Origin of the sequence: Pseudoroseomonas ludipueritiae (genome assembly GCF_014490445.1) — a bacterium.
Classification (GTDB): Bacteria; Pseudomonadota; Alphaproteobacteria; order Acetobacterales; family Acetobacteraceae; genus Pseudoroseomonas; species Pseudoroseomonas ludipueritiae.
The window spans coordinates 102,709-118,230 of the sequence record NZ_JACTUZ010000001.1 but is presented as its reverse complement, the minus strand read 5'-3'; the positions used below and the strand labels follow the sequence as shown (position 1 = coordinate 118,230).

General features: G+C 67.6%; 14 protein-coding genes. 8 read left to right on the top strand and 6 right to left on the bottom strand.

Annotated elements, in window-relative coordinates; all coding sequences use genetic code 11:
- Window positions 1-9: 9 nt before the first annotated feature.
- Both IBL25_RS00575 and IBL25_RS00570 read right to left on the bottom strand, forming a co-directional pair.
- On the bottom strand, window positions 10-1,026 hold the full coding sequence (locus IBL25_RS00575) for a dipeptidase (protein WP_187776596.1): 1,017 nt from the start codon (window positions 1,024-1,026) through the stop codon (window positions 10-12).
- 76 nt (window positions 1,027-1,102) lie between these two features.
- Window positions 1,103-2,176, bottom strand: coding sequence for a serine hydrolase domain-containing protein (locus IBL25_RS00570; RefSeq protein ID WP_187776595.1), 1,074 nt, complete (start codon window positions 2,174-2,176; stop codon window positions 1,103-1,105).
- A gap of 104 nt (window positions 2,177-2,280) precedes the next feature.
- On the opposite strand from IBL25_RS00570, the gene msrA reads away from it, so the two are divergent.
- Window positions 2,281-2,832, top strand: a complete 552-nt coding sequence (gene msrA / locus IBL25_RS00565; protein WP_187776594.1) for a peptide-methionine (S)-S-oxide reductase MsrA — start codon at window positions 2,281-2,283, stop codon at window positions 2,830-2,832.
- Window positions 2,833-2,853: 21 nt separating this feature from the next.
- Here msrA and IBL25_RS00560 read toward each other — a convergent pair whose 3' ends face one another.
- Window positions 2,854-4,341: a SulP family inorganic anion transporter gene (locus tag IBL25_RS00560; protein WP_187776593.1), complete on the bottom strand. Its 1,488-nt coding sequence runs from the start codon at window positions 4,339-4,341 to the stop codon at window positions 2,854-2,856.
- A 439-nt stretch (window positions 4,342-4,780) separates the two neighbouring features.
- Here IBL25_RS00560 and IBL25_RS00555 point away from each other — a divergent pair, with 439 nt between their 5' ends.
- From IBL25_RS00555 to dksA, 5 genes are all read left to right on the top strand, one after another.
- Window positions 4,781-5,527, top strand: a complete 747-nt coding sequence (locus tag IBL25_RS00555; protein WP_238940117.1) for a GntR family transcriptional regulator — start codon at window positions 4,781-4,783, stop codon at window positions 5,525-5,527.
- Window positions 5,528-5,643: 116 nt separating this feature from the next.
- Window positions 5,644-5,847, top strand: coding sequence for a 50S ribosomal protein L32 (gene rpmF, locus IBL25_RS00550; RefSeq protein ID WP_187776592.1), 204 nt, complete (start codon window positions 5,644-5,646; stop codon window positions 5,845-5,847).
- Between the two features lie 41 nt (window positions 5,848-5,888).
- Complete coding sequence (plsX, locus tag IBL25_RS00545) at window positions 5,889-6,986, top strand: phosphate acyltransferase PlsX (RefSeq protein WP_321210476.1); 1,098 nt, start codon at window positions 5,889-5,891, stop codon at window positions 6,984-6,986.
- A gap of 37 nt (window positions 6,987-7,023) precedes the next feature.
- A complete protein-coding gene (locus IBL25_RS00540) occupies window positions 7,024-7,998 on the top strand; it encodes a beta-ketoacyl-ACP synthase III (RefSeq protein ID WP_194433560.1) in 975 nt (324 codons plus the stop codon).
- A gap of 191 nt (window positions 7,999-8,189) precedes the next feature.
- On the top strand, window positions 8,190-8,606 hold the full coding sequence (gene dksA, locus IBL25_RS00535; RefSeq protein WP_187776590.1) for an RNA polymerase-binding protein DksA: 417 nt from the start codon (window positions 8,190-8,192) through the stop codon (window positions 8,604-8,606).
- An 8-nt stretch (window positions 8,607-8,614) separates the two neighbouring features.
- On the opposite strand, the gene IBL25_RS00530 is transcribed toward dksA, so the two are convergent.
- Together IBL25_RS00530 and IBL25_RS00525 are read right to left on the bottom strand one after the other, a co-directional pair.
- Window positions 8,615-9,823, bottom strand: coding sequence for a DUF1501 domain-containing protein (locus IBL25_RS00530; RefSeq protein ID WP_187776589.1), 1,209 nt, complete (start codon window positions 9,821-9,823; stop codon window positions 8,615-8,617).
- A complete protein-coding gene (locus IBL25_RS00525) occupies window positions 9,820-11,130 on the bottom strand; it encodes a DUF1800 domain-containing protein (protein ID WP_187776588.1) in 1,311 nt (436 codons plus the stop codon). Before IBL25_RS00525 ends, IBL25_RS00530 begins: the two co-directional genes overlap by 4 nt.
- Before the next feature lie 429 nt (window positions 11,131-11,559).
- Here IBL25_RS00525 and fusA point away from each other — a divergent pair, with 429 nt between their 5' ends.
- Complete coding sequence (fusA, locus tag IBL25_RS00520; protein ID WP_194433567.1) at window positions 11,560-13,653, top strand: elongation factor G; 2,094 nt, start codon at window positions 11,560-11,562, stop codon at window positions 13,651-13,653.
- A gap of 8 nt (window positions 13,654-13,661) precedes the next feature.
- Window positions 13,662-13,973: a hypothetical protein gene (locus IBL25_RS00515; RefSeq protein ID WP_239418504.1), complete on the top strand. Its 312-nt coding sequence runs from the start codon at window positions 13,662-13,664 to the stop codon at window positions 13,971-13,973.
- Here the strand turns inward: IBL25_RS00515 and IBL25_RS00510 are convergent.
- Window positions 13,970-15,457 carry an amidohydrolase family protein gene (locus tag IBL25_RS00510; protein ID WP_238940116.1) on the bottom strand — a complete coding sequence of 496 codons (1,488 nt, stop codon included), beginning with the start codon at window positions 15,455-15,457 and terminating at the stop codon, window positions 13,970-13,972. The two genes, IBL25_RS00515 and IBL25_RS00510, sit on opposite strands and share 4 nt — an antisense overlap.
- Window positions 15,458-15,522 lie beyond the last annotated feature (65 nt).

Sequence of the window (15,522 nt, the reverse complement as noted above, 5' to 3'; positions counted from 1 at the left end):
GGTGGCGCCTTAGCCCCCGGCGGCGACCGCCTCCGCCGCGCGCATCAGGCGGAGGAAGTTGCCGGACCAGAGCAGCCCGATTTCCTCGGCGCTGTAACCACGCCGCGCCAGTTCCGCGGTCAGGTTGTGAGATTCGGCAGCGCTGCGCCAGCCTTCCACGCCGCCGCCGCCATCGAAGTCCGACGACAGGCCGACATGGGTGATGCCGATGCGCTTTACCGCATAATCAACATGATCGACGATGTCGCTCACCTTGGCACGGAAGCGGCCGTCGGCATCGGCATTGCGCAGGAAGGCGGGCACCGCCGTGATCTGCACCAGGCCGCCGGAAGCCCGGAGGGCATCCAACTGTTCGTCATCCACATTGCGCGGATGGTCGCGCAGGGCGCGGCAGCAGGTATGCGTCGCCACGACCGGGGAGCGGGAGAGTTCCACCGCCTGCATCATGCCGCTCTTCGCCACATGGGAGACATCCACCAGGATGCCCAGGGCATTCATTTCCGCGATAGCGGCGTGGCCGAATTCGGAGAGGCCGCCATGCAGGGACGGGGCATCGCCCAGTGCCGCCAGGGGAATGGCGGAGTCGGAGAGCAGGTTATGGCCGTTGTGCGTGAGCGTCAGGTAGCAGATGCCCAGGCCACGCCAGAGCGCCAGCCGGGAGAGATCCTCGCCAAGACCATAGCCGTTCTCCACCGCCAGCAGCACGGCGGTATCGCCCGCCTCGAAGGCGGCCTTCACATCGGCGGCGCGGGTGCAGATGCGGCGTCCCGTGCCAGCGGCCGAAGCGCGGATGGAGCGCAGCATGGCCTCGGCGCGGGCGGCGGCCTCCTCATGCGCCTGCGGGGTGCGGGGACCTTGCGGCAGATAGGCGGCGAAGACCACCGCGTTCAGGCCACCCGCCACCATCTTCGGGTAGTCCACGCAGCGCGTGGTCTCGCCGCGGGGGTCGGGCGGCGAGGGCCAGGGGATATCGACATGCGTATCCAGGCTGAGCGTGGCGGCGTGCAGGGCGGTGCTGTCGGTCATCCGGGCGAGATCCAGCGGGAGTTCAGTGCATCAAACTTCCCGCCAGCCGCGCCTCCGTCAACTGCCCGCCCGACGCTTACCGAAGCGCGGCGGTGACGCGGGCGAGCATCTCCGGCAGCGCGGCCGGGTTCAGCCAGCGGAAGACACCCACCAGATCATGCGCGGGGTCCACCCAGATGACGTTGCCGCCCGCGCCCTGGGCAAAGAAGCTCTCGCGGCTGGCGCCGGGGTAGCGGCCCTGGCCGTTCAGCCACCACAGCAGGCCGTAGTCCTTGTTGAGGCGCGACGGGGTGGTGCAGGCCGCGGCCCAGCCCTCCGGCAGCACACGGCGGCCGTCCCAGACACCATCCTGGAGCATCAGCTGGCCGATGCGGGCCTGATCCTCGGCATGTGTCACCACGCCGCCGCCCCAATGGCCGCCGCCGGAGACGGAAGGCATCCGTTGCCCGTCGATCTCCACGAAGCTGGTGGAATAGCCTTCCCAGCGCCAATCCTGGCTGGCGCCAATGGGGTTCATGATCCGCTCGGCGAAGACTTCCGGCAGCGGCTGGCGGAAGCGGTGCAGCAGCGCCAGCGCCAGGGCATTGACGCGGACATCATTGTATTCCCAGTGCTCGCCAGGGGCGGCCAGCGGGCGGTCGATCCCCTTGGGCCCGCTGCCTTCCCGGCGCAGGTCGCGGCCACGGTCGATGCGGTCGGCCTTGCCGAAGAGCGTGCCTTCCCACTCGCTGGTCTGGTCCAGCAGCATCCGCCAGGTGATGGCGCCGTTGCGCGGCCCGGCGAAGGCGGCATCCGTGACGCTGGCGGAGACCGGTTCATCCAGGTCCCTGATCAGCCCATCGCCCAGCGCCAGCCCGGCCAGCAGGGCCAGATAGCTCTTGGCGACGCTGAAGGTCATGTCCGCCTGGCGGGTATCGCCCCATCGCACCACGGTCTGGCCGTGGCGCATCAACAGCCCGTTCAGGGGGCCGCGCGGTGAAACCGAACCCAGCACGGCATTGTCCGGCGGCGGCTCGAAATAGCCGGCCTCCAGGTGGGCCCGCAGGTCGCGCGGGAAGGGGGAGTCATTCGCCTCGGCAAAGGCCACGGCATCTGACAGAGCGGCGGAGTCGAAGCCAGCCAGGGCGGGGTCGGAGGATGAGGTCGTCATGCCGCCACGGTGGCGCCCAAGGCCACCGCCGACAAGGGGGTGCAGCGGCGCTGGAGCGACACCATCTGCTGCTTCAGCCCTGTTCTCCCGATGGAGGGACATCCATGACAAACACGACCGAGACCGCCATCCTGGGCGGCGGCTGCTTCTGGTGCATCGACGCCGCTTACCGTGACCTGAACGGTGTGACGGAGGTGGTCTCCGGCTATGCCGGCGGCCATGTCGCCAACCCCACCTATGAGCAGGTCTGCGGCAAGCAAACAGGCCATGCAGAGGTGGTGAAGGTGGTCTTCGACCCGGCGATCGTGAGCTACGCCGATATTCTGCGTATCTTCTTCACCCTGCACGATCCCACGACCAAGGACCGCCAGGGTGCCGATGTGGGTCCGCAGTACCGCAGCATCATCCTGACATTGGATGAGGATCAGGCGGAAACCGCCCGCGCCATCATCGCCGAACTGGATGCGGAGCGGCTCTGGCCGGGCAAGATCGTCACCGAGGTGGTGCCCGCCGGCACTTTCTGGCCGGCCGAGGCGGAGCACCAGGATTACTTCACCCGCAATCCCTGGTCAGGCTACTGCCGCGTTGTGGTCGCGCCCAAGGTGGCGAAGTTCCGCAAAACCTTCGCCGACCGCCTGAAGTCCCGCGCCGCCTGAGGAGGCGGCGCGCCGCCGGCTTCAATGGCCGGCGGACAGGGCTGCACCCGGCTTGTCGTGCCGCCCAAGCTGCTGCACCAGCGTGGCGCTGGCCTCGTTCAGCCCCAGGACATCCACGCTGGCGCCGCGCGAGCGGAAGGCCAGCACCACGCGGTCCAGCGCGCCGATGCTGCTGATATCCCAGAAGTGCGCGCCGGAGACGTCGATTTCCACCCGGCGCAGCGGCTCCTTCAGGTCGAAGGCTGCCACGAAATCCTCGGCCGAGGCGAAGAAGACCTGGCCGGCCACCACGTAGCGGCGGCTCTGCCGATCCTCGCTGGTGGTGGAGGTGACGGCGAAGAGGCGCCGCACCTTGCCGGCGAAGAAGATGCCGCTGAGCAGCACGCCCACCAGCACACCCTTCGCCAGGTCATGCGTCAGCACCACCACCGCCACGGTCGCCAGCATCACGACCGAGGAGGAGCGCGGATGCGTCAGCAGCGTCCGCACGGAGGACCACTGGAAGGTGTTGATGGAGACCATGATCATGACAGCCACCAGCGCCGCCATGGGAATGCGGGCAACAATGTTGCCCAGCGGCACCACCAACATCAGCAGTACGACGCCAGCCACGAAGGTGGAAAGCCGGCCACGGCCGCCGGAAGTGACGTTGATGACCGACTGGCCGATCATGGCGCAGCCCGGCATGCCGCCGAGGAAGCCCGTGGCGAAATTGGCCAGGCCCTGGCCGACGCATTCGCGGTTCCGCTGGCTGCGGGTATCCGTCAGCTCATCCACCACCGCGGCCGTCAGCAGCGACTCCAGCAGGCCCACGGCCGCCAGCGTGGCTGCGTAGGGCAGGATGATCCGCAGCGTTTCCCAGTTCAGCGGCACATCGGGAATCAGGAAGGCAGGCAGGCTGTCGGGCAGGGCGCCCATGTCCCCCACCGTGCGCAGATCCAGGCCCAGCGTCAGCGAAACCGCGGTCAGCACGGCGATGCAGACGAGCGGGGAGGGCACCGCCTTGGTCACACGCGGCAGCAGGTAGATGATCGCAAGCCCGGCCGCGACCATGACATAGGTCAGGGGCGGGACGTTGATCAGCTCCGGCAGCTGCGCGGTGAAGATCAGGATGGCCAGTGCGTTCATGAAGCCTGTCAGCACCGAGCGGGACACGAAGCGCATGAGCCGCCCCAGCCGCGCGGCACCAGCCAGGATCTGGATGATGCCTGTCAGGATGGTGGTGGCGAAAAGGTATTGCAGCCCATGGTCCTTCACCAGGTCCACGACCACCACGGCCATGGCCGCCGTGGCTGCCGAGATCATGGCGGGCCGGCCACCCGCTATGGCGGTGATGACGGCGATGGAGAAGGAGGCGTAGAGCCCCACCTTCGGATCGACGCCAGCGATGATGGAGAAGGCGATGGCTTCCGGGATCAGCGCCAGGGCGACGACGAGGCCGGAGAGCAGGTCGGCACGGACATTGCCGAACCATTCGGCGCGCAAGCGGCCGGGATCAAGAAAGGACATGCGGGATACTTCGAGAAAAGGCACGGGGAGGATTCGCGTCGGACGACGGTCGACCGCCCGCGCCGCGGCGGCATGGCCGCGCGTTCGGGATGGGGAGACCAGATCGAGAAGCGAAGCCTACATTGGCCTTCCTGTCATTATGCTGCGCTGCACAGCGTAACGTCCCGGGGCGTCGGCCACAACCTGCAACTATCGCCAGCCAATAACGCGGACGGCGCCTGGGCTTCTGGCCCGGCGCCGTCGACACGTGTCCCGTTACGGGATCTTCCTCCCCAAACTCGGCTTGCGGAGCAATCCCGAGAGGCCTCATCTGTAGCTAGGTCTTATATAAGACACAAGTCTGATTCGGGCAGCGACTTGATCACGCGATCAGGATCGGGAAAACAGCAAAGCAACGCCGCGAATCGGCCCGACGGATTGCCGGAGCCTTTTATTCTTCATGTCTATGAGTGACCCCCCCAAGCCGCAGGATCGGCTCGACGCGCGCCCATTGTACCAGCAGGTCGAAACGGTTCTGATCGACCGCATCGCCAGCGGTGCCTGGCCACCTGGCCATTCCCTGCCGGCCGAGCCCGAGCTTGCAGCGGAGCTTGGTGTCTCCCAAGGCACGGTGCGCAAGGCGCTGGCGGAGCTGGAGCGGCGCAACTTGATCGAGCGGCGCCAGGGCCGCGGCACCACCGTGCTGCGCCATACCGGCGACACCGCCCGATTCCACTTCTTCCGGCTGCGGGACCTGAGCGGCGTCGCCGTCATTTCCCACATCGTCGTTCTCTCCTGCAAGCCAGGGGAGGCGGACGAATCGGAGGCCGCTGCCCTGCGACTTCCGCAGGGCACGCCGATCTTCCGCCTCCGCCGCCTGCGGACGGTGGATGGCGTGCCACGCATCTTCGAGCGCTGCACCTTGGTGGAGGCGCGGCTGCCCGGCTTCCACCTGCCCGAGGGCGAGCTGACTACGGAACTTTATGTCCATCTCCAGCGTGCCCACGGCGTGACCATCGAGCATGCGGAGGAGGATCTCTCCGCCCAGGCGGCGGGGCTGGAGGAGGCGGCAGTGCTGGGCCTGCCGGAAGGCAAGCCACTGCTGAGGGTGCAGCGGCTGGCTTTCGATATCGCCCGCAGGGTGGTCGAACACCGGGTCTCGCTGATCGACACCGAGCATTATCGCTACGCCGTGCGGCTCGACTAGGGCGCGAATCCTGTCGCAATGCTTGCACCATTGGGGGTGCGGTGGTAATGCGCCGCCTTCCTTATTGACCGCTGCTACTCCTACAGCACGAGCAGAGAAAAGAGAGGCCCGGCGCCATGGCCGTTCCGAAGAAGAAAGTTTCGCCGTCCCGCCGTGGCATGCGCCGCAGCCATCTGGCTCTGTCCGCCCAGGCGCACCATGAGTGCGCCAATTGCGGTGAGCTGAAGCGCCCGCACCACATCTGCGCCTCCTGCGGCCACTATGATGGCCGTGAGGTCGTCGCGGCCGGCAAGGCCCTGAAGGCCGCGGTTCGCGTCTGACAGCCACGGCACGCCCAACGGAAGCAGCGATTTTGTCCCAGGTGGAATCCTCCCGGGCCGCTTCTCTTGAGGGCGAAGCCAAGCAGCCCGTCACCGGCGCCTATGACCTCGCCATCGATGCGATGGGCGGGGATCATGCGCCGGAGTCGGTGCTGGATGGGCTCGAGCTTGCCGCTGAGCGCCACCCCAAGGCGCGCTTCCTTCTCGTGGGCGACGAAAGCCGGCTGACGCCGCTGCTGGCCAAGCGCGCCCGCGCTGCAAAGGCCTGTGCCCTGCGCCATGCGCCGGATGTCGTTTCCGGCGACATGAAGCCAACGGCGGCGCTGCGGATGCGCCATTCCTCCATGCGCGTCGCGATCGACGCCGTGGCGGCGGGCGAGGCCGCTGGCGTCGTTTCTGCCGGGAATACCGGCGCCCTGATGGCTTTGGGCAAGATCGTCGTGAAGACGCTGCCTGAGATCGACCGCCCCGCGCTGGCTGCCGTCGGCCCTTCCGCGCGCGGCGATGTGGTTCTGCTGGACCTTGGCGCCAATATTGCCTGCGACGCCCGGAACCTCGTGGAATTCGCCGTGATGGGCGATGCCTTCGCCCGGGCGGTGCTGGGGCTGCCCAATCCTTCGATCGGGCTGATGAATGTTGGCAGCGAGGAACTGAAGGGCGACGAGCGTGTCCGCTTGGCCGCCGATATGCTCAAGGTCTCGCCACTCGCGGCCAACTTCCACGGTTTCGTGGAAGGGCACGACATCACCTCCGGCACCGTTGACGTGGTGGTGACGGATGGCTTCACCGGCAATGTCGCTCTGAAGACAGGCGAGGGCGCCCTGAAGCTGGTGGGTGGGCTGCTGAAGCAGGTCTTCACGTCATCGCTGATGGCCAAGCTGGGCTATCTGCTGGCCAAGCCAGCGCTGGACCGGCTGCGGGAATGGATGGACCCCCGCCGCTACAATGGTGCGGTGCTGATCGGGCTGAACGGTCTGGTCGTGAAAAGCCATGGCGGCACTGATGCCCTTGGCTTCGCCCATGCGGTGGATGTGGCCATGGACATGGTGACGCATCGGGTGAATGACCGTATCCGCGAGGGCCTGGCAGCCATGCCGAGCCGCAACCCGGCCGCGCCGGCCAGCCTGACCACCGAATAAGCCGTCCCGCCGCAACACTTCGGACGAAACCTGATCCATGACTTCCTCCGCCTCGGACATTCGCGCCGTCATCGTTGGCACTGGCGGCTACCTGCCGGCGGAGGTGCTGGACAACGTGGCGGTCGCCCAGCGCTACAACCTCGACACGTCTGACGAGTGGATCGTCGAGCGTACTGGCATCCGTCAGCGCCACATGGCGGCCCCTGGCGAAACGGCTGGCGACATGGGCGCGGCGGCAGCGCGGGAGGCGCTGGCGCGGGCTGGTGTCGATGTTTCCGAGGTCGACGCCATCATTGTGGCTACGGCCACGCCGGATTCGGCCTTCCCCTCCACCGCCGCCCAGGTGCAGGCCAAGCTCGGCGTCAGGCGCGGCTTCGCCTTTGACATCTCCGCCGCCTGCACCGGCTTCGTCTACGCGCTCTCCGTGGCGGATGCCATGCTGCGGGCCGGGCAGGCACGTTGTGCCCTGGTGATCGGCTCCGAGGTCTTCACCCGCCTGCTGGACTGGACAGACCGCAGCACCTGCGTGCTCTTCGGGGATGGTGCCGGCGCCGTGGTGCTGCGCGCCATGCCGACTGATGCCGCGGAAGGGCGGGGTGTGCTTTCCTGCCACCTCCATGCCGATGGCACGCATGGCGACATCCTGAATGTCGACCCTGCCACCCGCATTGTCCGCATGACAGGGCGGGAGGTTTTTCGCCACGCCGTGTCGAAGCTGGCTTCCGTGGTGGACGAGGCTCTGGCCGCCAATGGTCTGGACAAGGCCGATGTCTCCTGGCTGGTGCCACACCAGGCGAACCAGCGCATCATTGACGCCATGGGCCGGAAGCTCGGCCTGCCGCCCGAGCGCGTGGTGACCACCGTGGGCCGCCATGCGAATACCTCCGCTGCCTCGATTCCCTTGGCTCTGGCCGAGGCTACGCGGGACGGCCGGATCAAGCAGGGCGAGCTGGTGCTGATGGAAGCCATCGGCGGCGGCCTGACCTGGGGCGCGGCACTGGCACGCTTCTGAGCGGCGGTCCTGCCTCAGGAGCGCACAAAATGCTCCTTGATGAGGCGTCACTATACAAATCGGTGATAATTGGACGGCTTTAACGCCGCGAGTCCCGTTTGCGTTGCGTAAGGCTCAACGTTATGTTCCGCCCGCCCAGGGGGTAGGGAGTCGGGCAGACTGCTCCCCTGTTGGTCGGGGGATCAAGTTCAATGCTGATCACGTTGCCGCCTGATTACCGGCCCTCGGACACCGAGGAGTTTATGAACCCCCTGCAGCAGGCGTATTTTCGCCAGAAGCTGCTACGCTGGCGACAGGACCTGTTGCGAGAAGCCGGGGATACCTTGGCCAGCCTCGGAGAGGGCGGCATCGCTGAGGCCGACCTCACGGATCGCGCAAGCGTCGAGACCGACCGGGCACTGGAACTGCGCACCCGCGACCGTGCACGGAAGCTGATCTCCAAGATCGACCAGGCGCTGGAGCGGATCGCCAACGGCAGCTACGGCTATTGCGAAGAGACCGGCGAGCCCATCGGCCTGCGCCGTCTCGAAGCACGGCCGATCGCCACTCTGTCCATTGAGGCGCAGGAGCGGCATGAGCGGATGGAGCGCATCCACCGCGACGACTGAGGTGCATGCTAGGCGGCCAGGAGGCCGCTTTTTGGCATAACCTCCCTGCTGTCGGGGAAGGCGGCTTCCAGGGCTTGTGCTGGGAGTTGCAGGTGGTCGCGTAACAGGCCCTTGGCGATCTCCCGCAGATCCACCGTGGGCTGGAGGTCGCGGTCTTCCAGGAGTTTGCCGGCTCCCAGGCCTGGCCAATCGGCCGCGACCTTGCCGCCCGCCACGGCGCCGCCCAGCAGGAAGGCCGCGCCGCCCGTGCCATGGTCGGTGCCCTGGTTGCCGTTGACGCGCACAGTGCGGCCAAACTCCGTCATCACCAGCACGGCGGTGTGCTGCCAGGCATCGCCAAGCTGCGCCTTGAGCGCCCCTAGCCCTTCGTCCAACTGCCGCAGCGGGTAGCTCAAGCGGCTCATCTGCGCTGCGTGTGTATCCCATCCCCCGGTTTCCAAGGCTGCGACACGTGGGCCGGCGGGGTCGGCCAGCAGGCGCCCGGCGGCGCCGCACAGCGCGGGGAAGCCACCTGCCTTGCGGAGCCCGTCGTCCAGCCGGTCCGCCGCGAAACCCCTGGCGCGCAGCCCCTCCATGACCACCGGGCCCAGCAGTAAATCATCATGCGCGAGATCCGCGAAACGGACGTAAAGGTCAGGGTCCGGGCGGCTGCCGCGCGGGGTGGCGTACATGCCCACCGGCACCTTGCCGCGCAGCAGCAGCGGCATGTCCAGCCCTACCGCGAGCCCGGTGCGGGCATCGGCGCCAGGACGCTCCGGCACCGCCTCCAGTGCCCGGTTGAGCCAGCCGGAGTTCAGGCGTTCGGAGGCACCGCTTTCCAGCATGTCCTGAGCATCGAAATGGCTGCGCGTGCGGTAGGCGCCGGCGGCGGCATGGATGATCAGGGCCTGATTGGCCTGATACATCTCATGCATCCGGGTCAGGGACGGGTGCAGCCCGAAGAAGCCGCCGAGGTCCAGCAGGCTGTTCTCCTGGCCCGGCTCCGGCAGGGCCAGGGGACCGCGCAGGGCGGTGAAATCGGCGTCGCCATAAGCCTGCACGGCTGCGAGCCCGTCCAGCGCGCCACGCAGCAGCACCACCACCAGCCGGGCATCCTGCCGCGTGGGGGCGGCGTGGGCCAGCGCCAGTCGTGCCTGTCCGGCCACGGCCATGGCCGAGAGGCCCAGCAGGAAGCCGCGGCGGCCCAGGCGGGGCAGGTGGGGCAAGGTCTTGCTCATCGGCGCTGGAACTCCGGGCTGGCGAGCAGGAGGGTGAGGCCATCGCGCACCGAGCCGGCGCCCTTGACCGCCCGGATGGTCTCCTGCCGTGCGAGGGGCCCCAGCGCCACCGGCACCAGGTCATTGGGATTGAGCCGGCTGAAGCGGCCCGCAAAGCCGTAGGCCCATTCCATCCGGCGGATGATTCCTTCCGGATGCAGCCAGCCCTCCGCGTGATCAGGCCAGCCGATAGGGGCGGGGGCGAGCCAGACAGGCTGGTTCAGATAGGCGGCGGCACCGACCGCCTGGGGTGCCAGCTCCGGAGCCGCGCCAAGGAGGCGCATGGCGGCCAGCACGAAATCCTGCGGCGCGCGCAGCTTGCCCAGCGGGTTGTTCCAGGCCTGCGGCAGGTCCACCAGGGCCTCCGCGGCCGCACCCAGATCGCCGCCGGTGTCCCGGAGCACGGCGAAGAGGCTATCCACGGCGGCCGGGGGCGGCGCATCGCCCACGAAGTGCCGGGCCAGCTTCAGGGCGAGGTGCCGGTGGGTTGCCTCATGTCGCGCCAGCCACCGCAACGCGGCGTCGATCTGCTCCGGCCCCTCCTCGAAACGGCGGCCCAGGATGGACTTGGTGCCCGGCTCATGTGCCGCCGGTAGGAAGCGGCTGCCGATGGGCTCGTTACCGGTCTCCACTCCCAGGCCCGTCAGCAGCCGGGCGAACTCGGTGACATCCGTCTGGGTGTAGCCGGAAGCAGGGGAGAGGGTGTGCAGCTCCAAGATCTCGCGCGCCAGGTTCTCGTTCAGCCCGCGCCGCCGCTGCTGGCCCAGCGGGCTGCCGGGCCCGATGGATGATGCCTGATTCAGGTAATAGAGCATGGCCGGATGGCGGATCGCGGCGACCAGCATGTCCTCGAAACGCCCGGTGACATGCGGGCGGATGGCTGTGCGGACATAATCGCCCGCCAGGGCGCGGATACTACCCTCCCGCGCGCTGACACTGAGATGGTTGGACCAGAACAGCACCAGCCGCTCGCGGAAGGGGGTGGCGGTGGCCAGCGCCGCCTGCATCAGCGCAATGGTTTCCTGCTTGTAGAAGGCAGGTGTCACCGGCTGGTAGTCCGGCTGCATCCGGTTCATCTGGTCGTAGCGCAGCATGGTCAGGCCATCGGTGGCCGTCGGCATCCGCTCCCAGCCCTCGGGCATCGGGGGTGAGGGGGCGGGGTCACGAAGCTGGGCCTTCAGCCAGGCAACGGCATCCGCCGGCACGGGCTGATCCGGCCGCGCGCCAAGGCCGAAGCGGGCAGCCGCGATGATGCTCTGCGCAAGCATCGGGGCATCATGCCGCATCCCATCCCCGCCGTGTTTCAGGAAATGTAACATCCCCGGCCGTCTTGGTGCCGGCCGACGAAGAGCGGTTTGGTCTTACCGCTTGCAATGGGGGCCGATCCGGTGCATCTGCCGCCCGCAACGGCCGGTGCCGAAGGGACTCGCAGTGCGGGTCCACGGCACCAACGGGCCGCAGCGATCGTTTCGGCATCGATGGCGCCAGGATGCTTTCCGCCTGGCCCGTGCGGTCCCTGCCTTCGGGCGGGGCTGATGCTCCGGTCGCGGCGACCGGGCTTGGACGAGACGGGCGAGTGCGCGGTGCACAGGACCGCCGCTGGCCCGCATCGTGATTCCCGCGCGGCTCGCGCCGTGCTACAAATCGGCGTCGTCGGCGCCGCAGAGATGTTCCACGCGGCTGGCGCCGCGATGCGTATGGAGGCCCCCGTGGCGCGCACCCCGCTCGACAAGATCCGCAATATCGGTATCACGGCGCATATTGACGCCGGCAAGACGACCACGACCGAGCGGATTCTCTACTACACCGGCAAGTCCCACAAGATCGGTGAGGTCCACGAGGGCAACACCACCACCGACTACATGGAGCAGGAGCGTGAGCGTGGCATCACGATCACCTCCGCTGCCGTGACGGCCGAGTGGAAGGGGCACCGGATCAACGTCATCGACACCCCGGGCCACATCGACTTCAACATCGAGGTGAACCGCTCGCTGCGCGTGCTCGATGGCGCGGTCTTCGTGATCGAGGGCGTGGCCGGCGTGCAGCCGCAGTCCGAGACCAACTGGCGCCTGGCCGACCGCTACAACGTCCCGCGCATCATCTACATCAACAAGCTGGACCGCACCGGCGCCGACTTCTACCGCGCTGCCGAGACGCTGACCGAGAAGCTTGGCATCAACTGGGTCGCCCTGCAGCTGCCGATCGGCATCGAGGACAACCTGAAGGGCATCGTCGACCTGGTCGAGATGAAGGCCCTGGTCTGGGAAGGCGACGAACTCGGCGCCAAGTACCACGAGGCCCCGATCCCCGACGACCTGAAGGACAAGGCGGCCGAGTATCGCCAGATCCTGCTCGACACCGCCCTGTCCGTCGATGACGCGGCGATGGAAGAGTACTTCGACAAGGGTGACGTTTCCGTCGAGACCCTGAAGAAGTGCATCAAGAAGGGCACGATCGCCGGCACCTTCCGCCCGGTGGTCTGTGGCTCCTCCTTCAAGAACAAGGGCGTGCAGCCGCTGCTGGACGCCGTCTGCGACTACCTGCCGAGCCCGGTTGAAGTCGAAGGCATCATGGTCGCCCCCGAGGAAGGCCAGGATGAGACGACGCCGCGCCGCATCATCGAAGTGAGCGAGACCGCGCCCTTCTCCGCGCTCGCCTTCAAGATGATCAACGACAAGTACGGCAACCTGACCTTCATCCGCGTTTATGCCGGCGTGGTGCGCCAGGGCGACACTGTCCTGAACACCGCCAAGGGCAACAAGGAACGCATCGGCCGCATGTTCCAGATGCACGCCGACAAGCGTGAGGAAGTGAAGGAAGTGTTCGCCGGCGACATCGTCGCCATCGTGGGCCTGAAGGACACCCTGACGGGTGACACCCTGGCTGACCCGGCGGACCCCGTCGTGCTCGAGCGTATGGCTTTCCCGGTCCCGGTTATCGACATCTCCGTCGAGCCGAAGACCAAGGACGGCGTCGAGAAGATGACGCTCGGCCTGCAGAAGCTGGCCGGTGAGGATCCCTCGCTGCGCCTGAAGACCGACCAGGAAACCGGCCAGACCATCCTGTCCGGCATGGGCGAGCTGCACCTCGAGATCATCATCGACCGTCTGCGCCGCGAGTATGGCGTCGACGCCAATATCGGCGCGCCGCAGGTGGCCTATCGTGAGACGATCACGAAGTCCCACACCGAGACCTACACCCACAAGAAGCAGTCGGGTGGTTCGGGTCAGTTCGCCGAGGTGAAGATCACCTTCGAGCCGAAGGAGCGCAACGAGGGCATCGAGTTCGTCAATGCCGTCGTTGGTGGTTCGGTGCCGAAGGAATACATCCCGGCTGTCGACAAGGGCATCAAGGTGCAGGCCGACACGGGCGTGCTGGCCGGCTTCCCCACGGTGGACTTCAAGTTCTCCCTGGTGGACGGCAAGTACCACGACGTGGACTCCAGCGCCCTGGCCTTCGAAATCGCCGCCAAGGCCTGCTTCCGCGAAGGCATGAAGAAGGCCGGCCCGGTGATCCTGGAGCCGATCATGGACGTGGAAGTCACCACGCCGCAGGATCACGTGGGTGACGTCGTGGGCGACCTGAACCGCCGCCGCGGCATCATCCAGAGCCAGGACATGGCCGGCACTTCGGTCATCGTCCGCGCTCACGTGCCGCTGAAGGAGATGTTTGGCTACATTTCCAACCTGCGTGGCATGACGAAGGGCCGTGCGTCCTTCTCCATGCAGTTCCACCACTACGATCCGGTGCCGCGCAACGTCGCGGACGAGATCATGAAGCAGAGCGCCTGAGGCGCGCGGTGCGGCTCCGCTGGCAGCGAGGCCGCATCGCAGACCCGGCAGCCGGGGAGGGTAACCCCCCCTCGGCGCTGGAGTGGATCGGTTGCAACGACGCGGGCGAGACCATCGCCCGCGTCGTTCGCGTTCAGGGGCCTGTGTGGTTCCGTTGGCGCCTCCGCCATGCCGTGGCCCTGGACGACGAGGCGCGGGTGGTCGAGCTACGCCCGCCGGTGCCGGATAACCGTTGGCTGGTCGTGGTGAAGGACCAGGTGGTGGGCCGCGCACGCCTGCCACTGGCAGGCGTGCGGCGGGCGGAAGCGGCGCTGCGCTAGTCGGCGCGCAACAGGCGGCGGGCTCTTGTGAAGCGCCCGGCAAGGGCACGGCAATGGCAGGCGACATGCGGGGCGATGGCCTCGCACCAGGCGCGGCTCTCGGTTGTGGCTTCGGCGAGGCGGGCGGCGGCGGCACGCGCCTCGGCAGCCAGCCTGGCTTCGTCCAGCCCCAGTACGCAGCCTTGGCGCAGCTTCCATGCGCCGCCGACCATGACATCCCGCACTGCGCTGCCGTCCTCGGTCCAGACCAACTGGTTGGCGGCATTGTTGAGGGGCAGCCAGTTGATGTGGTCGAGGTCGAGAAAGACGAGATCCGCCAGCTTGCCTGGGGCGATACTGCCGGCCTGCAGCCCCAGGATGGCGGCAGAGCCTTCCGTCGCCAGCCGCACGGTCTCGGCCGTGCCCAGCCAGTCGTCTTCCTCAGCCTCTTCCCAGAGGCGGGAGGCGAAGGCAGCGAGCCGCATGGCCTCGAACATGTTCTGGTTGTCCGAGGAAGAAGAGCCGTCGGTGCCAATGCCGACCTGGACGCCGGCGCGGATGGCTGCCCGTGCGGGCGCGATGCCGGAGGCCAGCCGCATATTGGCGCCAGGATTGTGGGACAAGCCGGCGCCGCGCGCGGCGAGCAGCTCCAGATCCTCCTGTGTCAACCAAACCCCATGCGCGACGCTGAAGCGCGCGGTCACCAGCCCCAGCCGGTCCATATGGCCCAGCAGGGTTGAGCCGTACATGACCTCGCCCCCGGCAGCCTGGTAGCGCGCCTCGGAGACATGGGTCTGCATCCGCAACCCATGCTCGTCCGACAGCCGTTGGCAGCCGCGCATGAAGTCATCCGAGCAGTGCAGCGGGATGGTGGGTGCGATGCCGAGCGCCACGCCCGAGGCATCATGGCGCCAGGAGCGCGCGGCGGCATCGATCGTGGCCAGGGTGGCGGCCCCATCCGCCATCCGCATCGCGGCGGCACGCTCCCTCTGGCCTTCCGGCAAGGCTTCGATCAAGCCGGGCGTCGCCTGGAAGAAGCTGCGGTCGGCAATCATGGGTGCCAGCACGGCCCGAAGCCCGACCTCGGCATAAGCCTCCGCCATGGCATCCAGCCCTTCCTGCGTCGGGCCGGGAAATTCGGCGGAAAGGTCGAAGGCCGCGGTGCAGCCCTTCTTCAGCATCTCGACCGCTGCCAGGGTGGTGGAAAGGCGCTTCTCCACCAATCCACGTCCGCCGCCGACCCAGGGGGCATGCGCCAGCAGCAGGGACAGGTCCCACTTGTCGCCGGCGCCCTTGGCGAGGCCGCCATGGCCGTGGGTATGGCCATTCACCAGGCCGGGGATGACAAGGCGGCCAGAGGCATCATGGCGCTCGGCATCCTCCACCACCGCATCGGGGGGCAGGATGGCGGCGATGCGGCCGTCCTCGACCAAGATGGCAGCGAGGGGGGCTTCGGTGGCATCCGGGGTGAGCACCCGGGCACCGGAGATCAGCTGACGGTTCATGGCAGACAGCATGCACCAGGGGGCACCATGAATGGCAAGCCTGGTCCTGCGCCGCTATACCGCAC